Origin of the sequence: Qipengyuania sp. SS22 (genome assembly GCF_025736935.1) — a bacterium.
Classification (GTDB): domain Bacteria; phylum Pseudomonadota; class Alphaproteobacteria; order Sphingomonadales; family Sphingomonadaceae; genus Qipengyuania.
The window spans coordinates 1,299,454-1,312,824 of the sequence record NZ_CP107048.1; the positions used below are offsets into that span (position 1 = coordinate 1,299,454).

Here is a 13,371-nt window from a genome sequence, read left to right on the forward strand (position 1 = left end):
GATTGTCGAACCCGTCCCCCGAATTATCCCGCTTACTTCGCCTTCTTTGCCTTGTTGGCTTCGGCACGGGCAGCTTTCTTCTCGTGCTCGGGCTTGTCAGCCGCGATCACCTCGACCTTGCCGCCCGCCTTCTCGACTGCCTCGATGGCGCCCTTGGAGGCACCGGCAACCTTGAAGGTGACCTTGGCCTTGAGCTCGCCTTTGGCGAGGAGACGGACGCCGTCCTTGCCACCGCGCGCGAGGCCAGCGGCCCGCAGCGTTTCGTGGTCGAGGACCTTCGAACCGTCGAGCTTCTTGGCGTCGATGAACTTCTGGACCATGCCGATGTTCACTTCGGCAAAGTCCTTGCCGAACGGATTGTTGAAGCCGCGCTTCGGCAGACGCATGTGCAGCGGCATCTGGCCGCCTTCGAAGCCCTTGATGGCAACACCCGAACGGGCCTTCTGGCCCTTCTGGCCACGACCGGCAGTTTTGCCCTTGCCCGAGCCGATGCCACGGCCGACACGGATCCGGCTCTTGCGTGCGCCGGCATTGTCGCGGATATCATTAAGTTTCATAGTGCACTCGCTTTCGCTTTCTAGGCCCCATCACGGGGTTCGCGCTGTTGGGAAGTGGGCGCCGATAGTCTGTTTGGCCGATCTTGTCGACCCCGAATCCGGCGGATCCTGAGAGTGGCGATGCCGGCGGCGATCGGCAAGGGGATGGGGCGATATGGTTCTGCAAAACCGGGCTCACGGGGCCGACAGGTCAGCGCCGCCGCTGGGCGGACGGGAAGTGGTGGCGATTGGCTTCCTGCTGCTCGTCTTTGCGCTGGTAACCCGCATTGCTACCTTCGGCCATCCCGACCTTCATATCGACGAGGCATTCTATTTCGCCGCCGGGGTGGAGATGGTGCATGGCGCGATCCCCTATGTCGATGTGTGGGACCGCAAGCCGCCCGGGCATTTCCTGCTGTTCGGCGCGCTGGCAGCCATTTCGGACTGGTATGTCACCTACCAGATCGCCGCCACGATCTTCGCGGCGGCAACCGCGCTGACGATCTATGGCATGGCGCGGAGACTGACCTCGCGGGGACCCGCGCTGTTCGGGGCCGGAACCTATCTGACCGCGATTTGCCTGTTCCATGGCCACGGCGGGCAGAGTCCGGTGTTCTACAACCTATTTATCGCGGCCGCTGCGGCGCTCACCTTCGCAAGCATACACCGCTTCGAAACCCGTGGCGGGCAGCGCCTGGTGGGGCTGGCCATGCTGCTTGCCGGGATCGCGATCACCATAAAGACTACCGCGGTCTTCGAGGCGATGTTCCTCGGCCTCTTCGCGGTCGGGCTCCAGATCAGGATGGGCGGTCTCGGTCGCACCACCGTGCTGCGCATGGTGGGTTGGATCGCGCTGGGCTTGTTGCCGAGCGCGCTGTTCGCTGCGTGGTATGCGCTCAATGGCTACTGGGATGAATATTGGACCGCGATGGTCCTTTCCAACCTGCGCAAGCCGGTCGAAGACAATGGCGGAATGCAGCGCCTGCTGATCCTCGCGCTGATGCTGCTCCCGCTTGCCGCAGCCGGCATGGTCGCCCTCACCCGGATTTCTGGTATCTATCGCACCTTCTTCGCCGGATGGCTGGTGGCCGCACTGATCGGCTTCTTCTCGGTTCCCGCCTTCTATCTGCACTACGCCTTGCCGCTGCTGGTACCCTTGTGCGCGCTCGCCCCGGCAAGTCTCGCGTGGCCAAGAACCGGCGCCGTCCTGCTGGGCATTGCGGCGGTGATGCCGGTGCTTTTCCATCCCTTCTTCGGCTTTGCAGAAACCCGCGAGGCCCGGACGGCCATGTCCAGGCTCGCCACAGCCATCGAACAGAGCAAGGGCGATGGTCCGCTGCTGATCTATGACGGCCCACCGCTGCTCTACACGCTCACCGGTTCGCGGTTTCCCACGCCGCTCGCATTCCCCAATCACTTGCATCAGGCATCCGAGAGCGATGTCAGTCACATCGCCACGCTGAGCGAAGTCGAGCGGCTACTGGCGCAGCGCCCGGGCGCCATCGTCGACCGCACCACCAAGGTTACCAATACCGCCACCAGCACGCTGGTGCGCGCCTATGCGAAGCGGAACTGCCGCAAGGTGGCGTCGGAACCCCTCCTAAAAGGGTGGAATATCGAGGTTGTGGTCTACGGCCATTGCCACGCAGCCGCGGACCAATAAAAAGGGCCGGACAACGTCTCGCGTTGCCCGGCCCTTCAATTCGGTATGACCCGGTTGTCTAGTCGACCACGGTCACCAGATGCGGGATCTTGGCGATCGCGCCGCGCACCTCGGGGGTGTCCTGACGCTCAACAACCTTGTGCAGCTTGTTGAGACCCAGGCCGATCAGGATCTGGCGCTGGCTTTCCGGACGGCGGATCGGCGAACCGATCTGCTTGATCTTGACGGTTTTCGCTTTGGCCATCGTTATTACTCCACGACTGCCGCGGCGTCGGCTTCAGCCTCGGCCTCGGAAGAACCACCGCGGCCGAGCAGGTCGGCAACCTTCTTGCCACGACGCTGGGCCACCGACTTCGGCGAAGTCTGTGTGGTCAGCGCGTCGAAAGTGGCGCGGATCATGTTGTAGGGGTTCGAGGTGCCGACCGATTTGGTCACCACGTCGGCAACGCCGAGGCTCTCGAACACGGCACGCATCGGACCACCGGCAATGATGCCGGTACCCGGAGGCGCGGTGCGAACGGTAACCTTGCCGGCACCGAAGTGACCCTTGCCGTCGTGATGGAGGGTGCGGCCCTCCTTCAGCGGGACACGGACCATCTTCTTGCGCGCAGCGGCAGTCGCCTTGCTGATCGCTTCGGGCACTTCGCGAGCCTTGCCCTTGCCGAAGCCAACGCGGCCCTGGCCGTCACCGACAACCACGAGTGCAGCAAAACCGAAGCGCTTACCGCCCTTCACCGTCTTGCTGACGCGGTTGATGTGGACGAGCTTCTCGATGATGCCGTCGTCTTCTTCCTCGCGGCGTCCGCCACGACGGTTGTTGTCGCGGCCACCGCGGCCACGGCCACCGCCGCCACCACCGCGATTGTCACGGCCACCACGGCCCTGACGTTCGCGCGGCTGACCTTCGGCACCCTGTGCGGGGCTCTGGTTGGCAGCTGCTTCCGAAGGCGTGTCGGCAACAGCCGGCTCTTCCTTGGTCACAGGCGCTTCGGTTTCGGCCTTGGCCGGAGTCGCTTCAACCTTGGTCTCTTCGACCTTGGTTTCGGCTTCGGTGTTTTCGGTCTTGTTTTCGTCAGCCATCATCAGAACTCCAGCCCGCCTTCGCGAGCGGCGTCGGCCAGCGCCTTGACGCGGCCATGGAACAGGAAGCCGCCGCGGTCGAACACGACGGTGGTCACGCCGGCCTTCTTGGCAGCAGCGGCGATGTCGGTGCCGACCTTCTTGGCCGCATCGACATTGGCGCCCGAGTTCTGCGTGCCGAGCGTCGAAGCGGCGGCGAGGGTCTTGCCCGCGGCGTCGTCGATGATCTGCGCGTAGATGTGCTTGCCGGTGCGGTGCACCGACAGGCGGGGCTTGCCACCCGACACGTTGCGAAGCGCGGTGCGGACGCGGCGACGGCGACGTTCAAAGAGAGAGAGCTTGGCCATCTTACTTCTTCTTCCCTTCCTTGCGGAAGATATACTCGCCGCGGTACTTGATGCCCTTGCCCTTATAAGGCTCGGGCTTGCGCCACCTGCGGACGTTCGCCGCAAACTGGCCCACGGCCTGCTTGTCGATACCGCTGATCTCGATGGTGGTCTGGTCAGGGGTCTTCACCTCGAGGCCTTCCGGCACATCGAGATCGACATCGTGCGAGTAGCCGAGCTGAAGCTTGAGCTTCTTGCCCTGCGCCTGCGCACGGTAACCGACACCATTGATCTCGAGGACTTTGGTGAAACCTTCGGTCACACCTTCGACCAGGTTCGATACCATGGTACGCTGCATGCCCCAGTGGTTGCGGGCAGCGCGGGTATCGTTGGCCGGCTTGACCGAGATCTCGCCGTCTTCGAGCGTGTATTCGATCAGGTCGGACAGACCCATGTCGAGGGTGCCCTTGGGCCCCTTGACGCTGAGCGTCTTGCCATTGATGTTGGCAGTAACCCCACTCGGGATCGCTACTGCCCTTTTGCCGATGCGGCTCATCAGAACACCTCCGCCAGCACTTCGCCGCCGACGTTTTCGGTGCGCGCTTCGGCGTCCGAAAGCACACCCTTGGGCGTCGAGACGATGGTGATGCCAAGGCCGTTGCGCACGATCGGAAGTTCTTTCGAACCCGAATAGACGCGGCGGCCCGGCTTGGAGACGCGAGCGACATGCTTGATCGCAGGTTCGCCCTCGAAATATTTCAGTTCGATCCGCAGCTGTGCGTGCTTGGCCGAAGCGTCTTCGCTGTAGCCACGGATGTAGCCTTCGCGCTGAAGCACTTCGAGAACGTTCGCACGCAGCTTGCTGGCGGGCGAAAGGACACTGTCCTTCTTCGCGCGCTGGCCGTTGCGGATGCGGGTGAGCATGTCACCCAGGGGATCGGTCATAGCCATCTGTCTTTACCTCACCAGCTCGACTTGGTCAGGCCTGGAATCAGGCCCTTGTTGCCGAGGTCGCGCAGTTCGATGCGGTTGAGCCCGAACTTGCGGTAGTAGCCGCGGGGGCGGCCGGTGGTGGAGCAGCGATTGCGCACCCGGGTCGGGTTCGCGTTACGCGGCAGTTCCGCCATCTTGAGACGCGCCATCAGGCGTTCGCTCTCATCCAGCGATTCATCGTCAGCGATAGCCTTCAGCTTCGCAAACTTTTCCGCGTACTGCTTGACGAGCTTCTTACGACGCTCGTTCTTGTTGATCGAACTCAGTTTCGCCATTGGACTTAAGTTCCTCTATTAGCGGCTCACGCCGCCTCCTTCTCTTCCGACACTTCGGCCGGGAACGGGAAACCGAACAGGCGGAGCAGTTCGCGCGCCTCGTCGTCGGTCTTCGCCGTCGTGGTTACAATGATGTCCATCCCCCGGACCTTGTCGATCTGGTCGTAGCTGATCTCGGGAAAGATGATCTGTTCCTTCAGGCCCATGGCATAGTTGCCACGGCCATCGAACGACTTCGGGTTGAGGCCGCGGAAATCTCGGATGCGCGGCATGGCCACGGTCACCAGACGGTCCGTGAACTCGTACATGCGGTCACGGCGCAAGGTGACCTTGCAACCGATCGGCATGCCTTCACGCAGCTTGAACTGCGCGATCGACTTCTTGGCCTTGGTGATAACCGGCTTCTGGCCGGCGATCAGCGCCATTTCCTCGGCTGCAGTCTGAACCTTCTTCTTGTCTTGGCTGGCTTCGCCCACACCCATGTTGAGCGTGATCTTTTCCAGCTTCGGGACTTCAAGAGCGTTCTTGTAGCCGAACTTCTCGGTCATCGCCTTGACGATCTCGTCGTCGTAGCGCTTGCGCATGCGGGGCGTATAATCAGCCATCGATGGTCTCTCCGGACTTTACGGCGACACGAACCTTCTTGCCGTCCTGGTCTTGGAAACGGACGCGCGTGGGCTTGCCATCCTTCGGATCGGCCAGCGCAACCTTGCTGATGTGCATCGGCGCTTCGAAACGGTCGATGCCACCCTGCGGGTTCTGCTGGGTCGGCTTGCGGTGACGCGCGGCGATGTTGACGCCTTCGACGACGATCTTGCCATCCTTGGGCATGACCTTCGCGACGGTGCCGGTCTTGCCCTTGTCCTTGCCGGACAGGACGACGACGCTGTCACCCTTCTTGATCTTTGCGGCGGCCATTACAGCACCTCCGGAGCAAGCGAGATGATCTTCATGAAACCGCGCCCGCGCAGTTCGCGCACGACCGGGCCGAAGATACGGGTACCGATCGGTTCTTCGCTCTTGTTCACGAGCACCGCGGCGTTGCTGTCGAAGCGGATTACGCTGCCATCGGGGCGGCGGACGTCCTTCCTCGTGCGCACGATGACAGCGCGATGAACATCGCCCTTCTTCACCTTGGTGCGCGGCTGGGCTTCCTTGACGGAAACCACGATCACGTCGCCTACGGAAGCAGTCCGGCGCTTGGAGCCGCCCAGTACCTTGATGCACTGGACGCGCTTCGCGCCGCTGTTGTCCGCGACGTCGAGATTGGATTGCATCTGGATCATCGATCCGGTTCCTTCTCAATGGCTTGCCGGGACGTTTGCCCGGCAGTTCCTACGTCAATAAAAGCTCAGTTACCGGCGGCTTCGACGTCGAGGTCAGCCTCGACAGCCTGAGTGCCACCTGCGGTAACGCGATCGATCACCTGCCAGGTCTTGGTCTTGGAGATCGGCTTGGTTTCTTCGATGCGCACGACATCGCCGAGCGTGAACTCGTTCTGCGCGTCATGAGCATGGTACTTCTTCGAACGGCGAATGATCTTCCCGTAGAGGGGATGCTTCACCTTGCGTTCGACGAGCACGGTAACGGTCTTGTCGGTTTTGTCGGAGGTGACGGTCCCGATCAGGATACGCTTGGGCATGGTCTACTCCTTAAGCCTTCGCTTCAGCCGAGCGCGTGCGCTCGCTCTGCAGCGTCTTGATCTTGGCGATCGTGCGGCGCACTTCGCGGATGCGAGCCGGGGCCTCGAGCTGGTTCGTCGCCGCCTGGAAGCGGAGGTTGAACGCTTCGCGCTTGAGCGTGGTCAGCTCTTCAGCCAGCTGGTCGTCCGACTTCTGGCGCAGGTCTTCGGTCTTGGCCATCATTCGCCTCCCAGGTGCGAGGTGTCGCCCAGACGGGCAACGACCTTGGTCTTGATCGGCAGCTTCATCGCTGCGCGCTCGAACGCTTCGGCGGCCAGCGGGCCGGCGACGCCGTCGAGTTCGAACAGGATGCGGCCCGGCTTGACCCGTGCAGCCCAGTATTCGATCGAGCCCTTGCCCTTACCCTGACGGACTTCGGCAGGCTTCTTCGACACCGGCACATCGGGGAAGATGCGGATCCACAAACGTCCCTGACGCTTGATGTGACGCGTGATCGCACGGCGGGCCGCTTCGATCTGGCGCGCGGTGATCCGCTCGGGTTCCATCGCCTTCAGGCCATAGGACCCGAAATTCAGCGTGGTGCCGCCCTTGGCCTTGCCATGGATCTTGCCCTTGAACGCCTTGCGGTACTTGGTTTTCTTCGGTTGCAGCATGGTTCTTTCCTAATCCTGCAATCAGCGCGCCGGACGGACGCCCGAGGTCTGGGCTTCCATCATCAGGCGGTCCTGGGCGGTCGGGTCATGCGCCAAGATTTCGCCCTTGAAGATCCAGCACTTAATGCCGATGATCCCGTAGGCGGTGAGCGCTTCGGCTTCCGCATAGTCGACGTTGGCCCGCAGCGTGTGCAGCGGAACGCGGCCTTCGCGATACCATTCGACACGCGCGATTTCAGCACCGCCGAGACGGCCGCCGCAGACGATCTTGATGCCTTCCGCGCCGAGGCGGAGAGCCGACTGCACGGCGCGCTTCATGGCGCGGCGGAAGGCGACACGGCGGATCAGCTGGTCGGCAATGCCCTGGGCGACGAGCTTGGCATCGATTTCCGGCTTGCGGATCTCGACGATGTTCAGCTTCACTTCACTGTCGGTCATGCTCGACAGCTTGGTGCGCAGCTTTTCGATGTCCGCGCCCTTCTTGCCGATGATGACGCCCGGACGGGCGGCATAGATCGAAATGCGGCACAGCTTGGCCGGACGCTCGATCACGACCTTCGAGATCGCTGCCTGCGGCAGGCTGTCGACGATGTGCTTGCGCAGCTTGATGTCTTCGCTGAGCAGCTTGGCATAGTCACGCCCTTCGGCGTACCAGCGGCTGTCCCAGGTGCGGTTGATCTGCAGGCGCAGACCGATCGGATTGCTCTTCTGGCCCATCTTACGCCTCTTCCTGCTCGCGAACGACGATACGGAGGCGGCTGAACGGCTTCAGGATGCGCGTCGACTTGCCGCGACCACGCGTGTGGAAGCGCTTCATCGTGATCGACTTGCCCACCGAAGCCTCGGCTACGACCAGTGCGTCGACATCGAGGTTGTGGTTGTTTTCCGCATTGGCGATCGCCGATGCAAGAACCTTGGTGGCGTCCTTCGCCATCGCCTTCTTCGAGAAAGCGAGGATGTTGAGCGCCTCTTCAGCCTTCTTGCCGCGGATCAGGCCGGCAACGAGGTTGAGCTTCTGCGCCGAACCACGGATCGTGGTAGCGACGGCCAGCGCCTCGTTGTCCGCCACGCGACGGGGTGCTTTCTGCTTGCTCATCAGCGCTTGCCCTTCTTGTCGGCGGCGTGACCCGGGAAAGTACGCGTAGGTGCGAACTCTCCGAGCTTGTGGCCGACCATTTCTTCCGAAACGGAGACCGGGATGAACTTGTGACCGTTGTAGACGTTGAACGTCAGACCAACGAACTGCGGCAGGATGGTGCTACGGCGCGACCAGGTCTTGATCGGCTTGTTGGCACCCGCGTCCTGAGCGGTCTCAGCCTTCTTGAGAAGGCTGAGCTCGACGAACGGACCTTTCCAGACGGAACGAGCCATGTCGGATTACCTCTTCTTCTTCGCGTGGCGCGAACGGATGATCATCTTGTCCGTCTGCTTGTTCTTGCGGGTACGGGCGCCCTTGGTCGGCTTGCCCCACGGAGTGACCGGATGACGGCCACCGCTGGTGCGGCCTTCACCGCCGCCATGCGGATGGTCGACCGGGTTCTTGGCGACACCGCGGGTCAGCGGCTTGATGCCCATCCAGCGACGACGACCGGCCTTGCCCAGGTTCTGGTTCTGGTTGTCCGGGTTCGACACGGCGCCAACGGTGCCCATGCAGTCGGCGCGCAGGTAACGCTGCTCGCCGCTGTTGAGACGCACGATGACCATGCCGCGATCACGGCCGACCAGCTGGACATAGGAGCCTGCAGCGCGGGCGATCTGGCCACCCTTGCCCGGCTTCATCTCCACATTGTGGCAGATCGTGCCGACCGGCATCTGGCCGAGCAACATCGCGTTGCCGGGCTTGGTGTCGCATTTCTCGGCAGCGATGACCTTGTCGCCGACAGCGAGACGCTGCGGAGCGAGAATATAGGCCAGTTCACCGTCGGAATACTTCACCAGCGCGATGAACGCGGTCCGGTTCGGGTCATACTCGAGCCGTTCGACGGTCCCTTCGACGTCCCACTTGCGACGCTTGAAGTCGACATAACGGTACTTCTGCTTGTGACCGCCAGCCATGCCGCGCGAGGTGACATGACCCTTGTTGTTGCGGCCACCGGTCTTGCGCTTGCCTTCGACGAGCGATTTGACCGGCTTGCCCTTGTAGAGCCCCGACTTGTCGACGAGGATCAGGCCGCGACGGCCCGGGCTCGTGGGTTTGTAATTCTTGAGTGCCATTTCTCTCTAGCCCCTCAGATACCGCTGGTGACGTCGATGGAATCGCCGTCTTTCAGGGTGACGATGGCCTTCTTCATGTCCGTGCGCTTGTAGGGCCTGCCCTTCCAGCGCTTGGTCTTGCCCTTCGTCACGATGGTGTTCACGCCCATCACCTTGACACCGAAGATCGCCTCGATCGCTTCCTTGATCTGCGGCTTGGTGGCATCGTTGGCGACCTTGAAGACGACGGCGTTGTTTTCCGACGCCAGCGTGGCCTTCTCGGTGATGTGCGGTGCGAGCACGACGTCGTAGTGACGCGCTTCCGCTTCCTGCTTTTTAGCCATTGAAACGGGCCTCCAGCTTTTCGACCGCGTCCTTGGTAAGGACCAGCGTGTCGTGCTTCAGGATGTCGTAAACGTTGGCACCCATGGCCGGCAGCACATTGACGCCGGGCAGGTTGCTGGCAGCCTTGCTGAAACCGTCATTGACGCTTTCGCCATCGATCACGAGGACCTTGCCGTTCCAGCCAGCCTTGTCGAAGTGAGCCTTGAGCGCCTTGGTCTTGGCGTCCGTCAGCTCGAGGCTGTCGATGACGACGAGGCCATCCTTCGCCTTGCTCGACAGAGCCATCTTGAGACCGAGTGCACGGACCTTCTTGTTCAGCGACTGCTCGAAGTCACGCTTGCGCGCGCCATGAGCCTTACCGCCGCCGATGAAGATCGGAGCGCCGCGATCGCCGTGACGAGCCGTGCCGCCGCCTTTCTGGCGACCCCACTTCTTGCCGGTGCGCGCTACGTCCGAACGCTCACGCGTCGGGCGAGCGGTGCCGCGGCGGTTCTCGAGCTGCCAGGTGACAACACGATGCAGGATGTCGGCGCGCGGTTCGATACCGAACACGTCATCGTTCAATTCGATGTCGCCCGACGCCTTGCCGTCGATTTTCTGGACCTTCACCTTCACGGATCAGCCCTCCTTGCTATCGTCCGCGCCGGTGTCGGCTGCGGGCGTATCGGTGGTGGATTCGGTGTCGGCACCGGCGTCCTGTTCCTTGAGCAGCTTGGCCTGCTGTTCGGCGGAAACATCCGTCCCGACTTCGTGCTCGGCCGAGCTTTCGACCAGGCCAGCAGCAGCTTCTTCGTGCTCGAACTCTTCGCGGTTGCGATACATCACGCCCGGGAACGGCAGTTCACCGTGGTCGATCTTGACCGCGTCCTTGACCAGCAGCCAGCCATTCTTAGCGCCCGGGACCGAACCCTTGACGAAAAGGAGGCCGCGATCAGCGTCGGTACGAACGATCTCGAGGTTCTGCTGGGTGCGCTGACGGTCGCCCATGTGGCCGGCCATCTTCTTGCCCTTGAACACGCGACCCGGATCCTGGCGGTTACCCGTCGAACCGTGCGAACGGTGCGAGAGCGACACGCCGTGGGTAGCCCGCAGACCACCGAAGCCCCAGCGCTTCATCGCGCCGGCAAAGCCCTTGCCCTGCGTGTGACCGGTGATGTCGACCTTCTGGCCAGCAATGAAGTGCTCGGCCGAAATGCGCGCGCCGACGGGAAGCAGAGCATCCTCAGCTTCGACACGGAATTCCGCGACCTTCATCTTCAGCTCGACGCCAGCCTTGGCAAAAGCTTCGCGCTGCGGCTTGTTGACGTTCTTCTGCTTGGCTTCGCCCGAACCGACCTGGACCGCGAAGTAACCATCGCGATCTGCAGTGCGGTGAGCAGTAACCTGGCAATTTTCCAGCGCAAGAACGGTAACCGGCACATGCCGACCATCCTCCTGGAAGAGGCGGGTCATCCCGACTTTCTTTGCGATAACGCCAGTGCGCATCGTAAAACTCCTAACACAGAGGCACCACGGCCCATCCGAGGTGCTTGCCAGCCCGTTCTATGATGCGTCGCCCCGCCCGGGCTGAGTGCTTCCTCGGCACGAGGCCTGGGAAGCGAGACGGGGGACGCAGACCCGGATAATCCGGCGGTATCCCGATGTCTTGCCGGGCCTTGCGGCCTGGCGGGGCTATCGAGCGCCCCGAAACTTTCCCGGCCGGTTAACGTCCTGCCGGGCAGACGGCAAGTCCCGCATCCACGGAAACTTGCGGCAAACTCTTAGGCGAGCTTGATTTCCACGTTCACGCCCGCAGCCAGGTCGAGCTTCATCAGCGCGTCGACGGTCTGGGCGTTGGGCTGCACGATGTCGAGCAGCCGCTTGTAGGTGCGCACCTCGAACTGCTCGCGCGACTTCTTGTCGATGTGCGGGCCGCGGTTCACGGTGAACTTTTCGATACGCGTCGGCATGGGAATGGGGCCACGAATAAGAGCACCCGTACGACGCGCGGTGTCGGCGATTTCGCCAGTTGCCTGGTCGAGAACGCGATGGTCGAACGCCTTGAGGCGAATGCGGATATTCTGAGCTTCCATTACCTACACCGATGCGAAAGAGCCAATGGACCGCTAACGGCCCACAAAAAAGAAAAGCCCGCCCCGCTTTGTCCGGTTTCCCGGGACGGGCGGCCTTTGTTGAATTGGTTGTTCCAAGGAATACCGAGCGGCGAATCCTTGTCTGTGGCCGCGCATATACGGGTGAGTCCCCAATCTGGCAACCCCTCAATTCCGCGCTGCAGCCATAAGACGGAATATGACACGGCAGACCGTGCCTCTGGTGCCCATCAGGCCCCAGAAAACCGAAGGCCCGCCCCTCATGCAGAGGAGCGGGCCAGCGATTTCGTTACGCGTTAGCGACGATTACTTCGTGATGTTCGCCACGACGCCCGAGCCGACGGTGCGGCCGCCTTCGCGGATTGCGAAGCGCAGACCTTCGTCCATGGCGATCGGTGCGATCAGCTTGACGTTGATCGTCACGTTATCGCCCGGCATCACCATTTCGGTGCCCTCGGGAAGGATCACTTCGCCGGTGACGTCGGTGGTGCGGAAGTAGAACTGCGGACGATAGTTCGCGAAGAACGGCGTGTGACGACCGCCTTCGTCCTTCGACAGGACGTAAACTTCAGCGCTGAACTCGGTGTGCGGCGTAACCGAACCGGGCTTTGCGAGGACCTGGCCACGCTCGACTTCTTCACGGGCAACACCGCGGATCAGGGCACCAATGTTGTCGCCGGCTTCGCCGCGATCAAGCAGCTTGCGGAACATTTCAACGCCGGTGACGGTCGTCTTGGTGGTGTCCTTGATGCCGACGATTTCGCATTCGTCGCCAACATTGACGATGCCGCTTTCGACACGGCCGGTGACAACCGTACCACGACCCGAGATCGAGAACACGTCTTCGATCGGCATCAGGAAGGGCTTGTCGACCGGACGTTCCGGCTGCGGAATGTGCTCGTCGACGGCGGCCATCAGTTCCCTGATGGAGTTTTCGCCGATTTCCGGATCCCGACCTTCGAGAGCGGCCAGAGCCGAACCCTTGACGATGGGGATATCGTCGCCGTCGAAGCCGTATTCGCTCAGCAGTTCGCGAACTTCCAGTTCGACGAGCTCGAGGATTTCCTCGTCATCGACCTGGTCGACCTTGTTCATGTAGACAACCAGTGCCGGAACGCCGACCTGACGCGAAAGCAGGATGTGCTCGCGGGTCTGGGGCATGGGGCCGTCGGCTGCGTTCACGACCAGGATCGCGCCGTCCATCTGGGCGGCACCGGTGATCATGTTCTTCACGTAGTCGGCGTGACCCGGGCAATCGACGTGTGCGTAGTGGCGATTGTCGGTTTCATACTCGACGTGCGCAGTCGAGATGGTGATGCCGCGCTCGCGCTCTTCGGGAGCCTTGTCGATGTTTGCAAAGTCGACGGCCGAACCGAGGACCTTGGTGATCGCCGCGGTCAGCGTGGTTTTGCCATGGTCGACGTGACCGATGGTGCCCACGTTGACGTGCGGCTTGTTACGCTCGAACTTTTCCTTCGCCATTTTCCAATAACCTCTGTCTTAAAATTTGGGATTTATGCGGGGAGGAAACGGCGCCCGCTGAATCAGGCGCCGCCCCTAGACCTCAAAGCTGG

General features: G+C 62.1%; 23 protein-coding genes. 1 reads left to right on the forward strand and 22 read right to left on the reverse strand.

The features are described from left to right. Positions 1-32: 32 nt before the first annotated feature. Complete coding sequence (gene rplO, locus N6L26_RS06290) at positions 33-557, reverse strand: 50S ribosomal protein L15 (protein ID WP_263607182.1); 525 nt, start codon at positions 555-557, stop codon at positions 33-35. Positions 558-711: 154 nt separating this feature from the next. Here rplO and N6L26_RS06295 point away from each other — a divergent pair, with 154 nt between their 5' ends. Next, entirely contained in the window at positions 712-2,199 is a 1,488-nt protein-coding gene (locus N6L26_RS06295; RefSeq protein WP_263607183.1) for an ArnT family glycosyltransferase, read from the forward strand. Between the two features lie 58 nt (positions 2,200-2,257). Here N6L26_RS06295 and rpmD read toward each other — a convergent pair whose 3' ends face one another. The 21 genes from rpmD to tuf form a co-directional block, all read right to left on the reverse strand. Next, on the reverse strand, positions 2,258-2,443 hold the full coding sequence (gene rpmD, locus N6L26_RS06300; protein WP_253515105.1) for a 50S ribosomal protein L30: 186 nt from the start codon (positions 2,441-2,443) through the stop codon (positions 2,258-2,260). Positions 2,444-2,448: 5 nt separating this feature from the next. Further along, the gene (rpsE, locus tag N6L26_RS06305) at positions 2,449-3,282 is read right to left on the reverse strand and encodes a 30S ribosomal protein S5 (RefSeq protein ID WP_253515102.1); all 834 of its coding nucleotides are present in this window, start codon (positions 3,280-3,282) and stop codon (positions 2,449-2,451) included. Beyond that, entirely contained in the window at positions 3,282-3,626 is a 345-nt protein-coding gene (rplR, locus tag N6L26_RS06310) for a 50S ribosomal protein L18 (protein ID WP_263607184.1), read from the reverse strand. Before rplR ends, rpsE begins: the two co-directional genes overlap by 1 nt. A gap of 1 nt (position 3,627) precedes the next feature. Beyond that, a complete protein-coding gene (rplF, locus tag N6L26_RS06315) occupies positions 3,628-4,161 on the reverse strand; it encodes a 50S ribosomal protein L6 (RefSeq protein ID WP_263607185.1) in 534 nt (177 codons plus the stop codon). Then, positions 4,161-4,556, reverse strand: a complete 396-nt coding sequence (rpsH, locus tag N6L26_RS06320) for a 30S ribosomal protein S8 (protein ID WP_067464745.1) — start codon at positions 4,554-4,556, stop codon at positions 4,161-4,163. The genes rplF and rpsH overlap by 1 nt, the downstream gene beginning before the upstream one ends. Positions 4,557-4,567: 11 nt before the next feature. After that, positions 4,568-4,873, reverse strand: a complete 306-nt coding sequence (rpsN, locus tag N6L26_RS06325) for a 30S ribosomal protein S14 (protein WP_221600164.1) — start codon at positions 4,871-4,873, stop codon at positions 4,568-4,570. Positions 4,874-4,899: 26 nt separating this feature from the next. Beyond that, on the reverse strand, positions 4,900-5,478 hold the full coding sequence (gene rplE, locus N6L26_RS06330; RefSeq protein ID WP_263607186.1) for a 50S ribosomal protein L5: 579 nt from the start codon (positions 5,476-5,478) through the stop codon (positions 4,900-4,902). Then, entirely contained in the window at positions 5,471-5,791 is a 321-nt protein-coding gene (rplX, locus tag N6L26_RS06335; RefSeq protein WP_253515095.1) for a 50S ribosomal protein L24, read from the reverse strand. Before rplX ends, rplE begins: the two co-directional genes overlap by 8 nt. After that, positions 5,791-6,159: a 50S ribosomal protein L14 gene (gene rplN / locus N6L26_RS06340; protein ID WP_050599048.1), complete on the reverse strand. Its 369-nt coding sequence runs from the start codon at positions 6,157-6,159 to the stop codon at positions 5,791-5,793. Before rplN ends, rplX begins: the two co-directional genes overlap by 1 nt. Positions 6,160-6,224: 65 nt before the next feature. Continuing rightward, positions 6,225-6,515 carry a 30S ribosomal protein S17 gene (rpsQ, locus tag N6L26_RS06345; protein WP_263607187.1) on the reverse strand — a complete coding sequence of 97 codons (291 nt, stop codon included), beginning with the start codon at positions 6,513-6,515 and terminating at the stop codon, positions 6,225-6,227. 10 nt (positions 6,516-6,525) lie between these two features. After that, positions 6,526-6,735, reverse strand: coding sequence for a 50S ribosomal protein L29 (gene rpmC, locus N6L26_RS06350; protein ID WP_253515180.1), 210 nt, complete (start codon positions 6,733-6,735; stop codon positions 6,526-6,528). After that, a complete protein-coding gene (rplP, locus tag N6L26_RS06355; protein ID WP_253515093.1) occupies positions 6,735-7,169 on the reverse strand; it encodes a 50S ribosomal protein L16 in 435 nt (144 codons plus the stop codon). Before rplP ends, rpmC begins: the two co-directional genes overlap by 1 nt. Positions 7,170-7,190: 21 nt before the next feature. After that, complete coding sequence (gene rpsC / locus N6L26_RS06360) at positions 7,191-7,886, reverse strand: 30S ribosomal protein S3 (RefSeq protein WP_253515092.1); 696 nt, start codon at positions 7,884-7,886, stop codon at positions 7,191-7,193. A 1-nt stretch (position 7,887) separates the two neighbouring features. Next, entirely contained in the window at positions 7,888-8,265 is a 378-nt protein-coding gene (gene rplV, locus N6L26_RS06365) for a 50S ribosomal protein L22 (protein ID WP_253515091.1), read from the reverse strand. Beyond that, entirely contained in the window at positions 8,265-8,540 is a 276-nt protein-coding gene (gene rpsS / locus N6L26_RS06370) for a 30S ribosomal protein S19 (protein ID WP_253515090.1), read from the reverse strand. The genes rplV and rpsS overlap by 1 nt, the downstream gene beginning before the upstream one ends. A 6-nt stretch (positions 8,541-8,546) precedes the next feature. Continuing rightward, complete coding sequence (gene rplB, locus N6L26_RS06375; RefSeq protein WP_263607188.1) at positions 8,547-9,383, reverse strand: 50S ribosomal protein L2; 837 nt, start codon at positions 9,381-9,383, stop codon at positions 8,547-8,549. A 14-nt stretch (positions 9,384-9,397) separates the two neighbouring features. Then, entirely contained in the window at positions 9,398-9,706 is a 309-nt protein-coding gene (locus N6L26_RS06380) for a 50S ribosomal protein L23 (RefSeq protein WP_263607189.1), read from the reverse strand. Continuing rightward, on the reverse strand, positions 9,699-10,322 hold the full coding sequence (gene rplD / locus N6L26_RS06385; RefSeq protein ID WP_263607190.1) for a 50S ribosomal protein L4: 624 nt from the start codon (positions 10,320-10,322) through the stop codon (positions 9,699-9,701). The genes N6L26_RS06380 and rplD overlap by 8 nt, the downstream gene beginning before the upstream one ends. Positions 10,323-10,325: 3 nt before the next feature. Continuing rightward, the gene (gene rplC, locus N6L26_RS06390) at positions 10,326-11,192 is read right to left on the reverse strand and encodes a 50S ribosomal protein L3 (protein WP_263607191.1); all 867 of its coding nucleotides are present in this window, start codon (positions 11,190-11,192) and stop codon (positions 10,326-10,328) included. 275 nt (positions 11,193-11,467) lie between these two features. Next, positions 11,468-11,779 (reverse strand): 30S ribosomal protein S10, encoded by a 312-nt coding sequence (rpsJ, locus tag N6L26_RS06395; RefSeq protein WP_006831877.1) that lies wholly within the window; start codon positions 11,777-11,779, stop codon positions 11,468-11,470. Between the two features lie 324 nt (positions 11,780-12,103). Next, positions 12,104-13,279: an elongation factor Tu gene (gene tuf, locus N6L26_RS06400; protein WP_263607193.1), complete on the reverse strand. Its 1,176-nt coding sequence runs from the start codon at positions 13,277-13,279 to the stop codon at positions 12,104-12,106. Positions 13,280-13,371: the final 92 nt, after the last annotated feature.

Excerpts from the sequence above, each read along its gene's own strand:
- rplO (WP_263607182.1), bottom strand. The coding sequence starts at position 557 with ATGAAACTTAATGATATCCGCGACAATGCCGGCGCACGCAAGAGCCGG.
- N6L26_RS06295 (WP_263607183.1), top strand. The coding sequence starts at position 712 with ATGGTTCTGCAAAACCGGGCTCACGGGGCCGACAGGTCAGCGCCGCCG.
- rpmD (WP_253515105.1), bottom strand. The coding sequence starts at position 2,443 with ATGGCCAAAGCGAAAACCGTCAAGATCAAGCAGATCGGTTCGCCGATC.
- rpsE (WP_253515102.1), bottom strand. The coding sequence starts at position 3,282 with ATGATGGCTGACGAAAACAAGACCGAAAACACCGAAGCCGAAACCAAG.
- rplR (WP_263607184.1), bottom strand. The coding sequence starts at position 3,626 with ATGGCCAAGCTCTCTCTCTTTGAACGTCGCCGTCGCCGCGTCCGCACC.
- rplF (WP_263607185.1), bottom strand. The coding sequence starts at position 4,161 with ATGAGCCGCATCGGCAAAAGGGCAGTAGCGATCCCGAGTGGGGTTACT.
- rpsH (WP_067464745.1), bottom strand. The coding sequence starts at position 4,556 with ATGGCTATGACCGATCCCCTGGGTGACATGCTCACCCGCATCCGCAAC.
- rpsN (WP_221600164.1), bottom strand. The coding sequence starts at position 4,873 with ATGGCGAAACTGAGTTCGATCAACAAGAACGAGCGTCGTAAGAAGCTC.
- rplE (WP_263607186.1), bottom strand. The coding sequence starts at position 5,478 with ATGGCTGATTATACGCCCCGCATGCGCAAGCGCTACGACGACGAGATC.
- rplX (WP_253515095.1), bottom strand. The coding sequence starts at position 5,791 with ATGGCCGCCGCAAAGATCAAGAAGGGTGACAGCGTCGTCGTCCTGTCC.
- rplN (WP_050599048.1), bottom strand. The coding sequence starts at position 6,159 with ATGATCCAGATGCAATCCAATCTCGACGTCGCGGACAACAGCGGCGCG.
- rpsQ (WP_263607187.1), bottom strand. The coding sequence starts at position 6,515 with ATGCCCAAGCGTATCCTGATCGGGACCGTCACCTCCGACAAAACCGAC.
- rpmC (WP_253515180.1), bottom strand. The coding sequence starts at position 6,735 with ATGGCCAAGACCGAAGACCTGCGCCAGAAGTCGGACGACCAGCTGGCT.
- rplP (WP_253515093.1), bottom strand. The coding sequence starts at position 7,169 with ATGCTGCAACCGAAGAAAACCAAGTACCGCAAGGCGTTCAAGGGCAAG.
- rpsC (WP_253515092.1), bottom strand. The coding sequence starts at position 7,886 with ATGGGCCAGAAGAGCAATCCGATCGGTCTGCGCCTGCAGATCAACCGC.
- rplV (WP_253515091.1), bottom strand. The coding sequence starts at position 8,265 with ATGAGCAAGCAGAAAGCACCCCGTCGCGTGGCGGACAACGAGGCGCTG.
- rpsS (WP_253515090.1), bottom strand. The coding sequence starts at position 8,540 with ATGGCTCGTTCCGTCTGGAAAGGTCCGTTCGTCGAGCTCAGCCTTCTC.
- rplB (WP_263607188.1), bottom strand. The coding sequence starts at position 9,383 with ATGGCACTCAAGAATTACAAACCCACGAGCCCGGGCCGTCGCGGCCTG.
- N6L26_RS06380 (WP_263607189.1), bottom strand. The coding sequence starts at position 9,706 with ATGGCTAAAAAGCAGGAAGCGGAAGCGCGTCACTACGACGTCGTGCTC.
- rplC (WP_263607191.1), bottom strand. The coding sequence starts at position 11,192 with ATGCGCACTGGCGTTATCGCAAAGAAAGTCGGGATGACCCGCCTCTTC.
- rpsJ (WP_006831877.1), bottom strand. The coding sequence starts at position 11,779 with ATGGAAGCTCAGAATATCCGCATTCGCCTCAAGGCGTTCGACCATCGC.
- tuf (WP_263607193.1), bottom strand. The coding sequence starts at position 13,279 with ATGGCGAAGGAAAAGTTCGAGCGTAACAAGCCGCACGTCAACGTGGGC.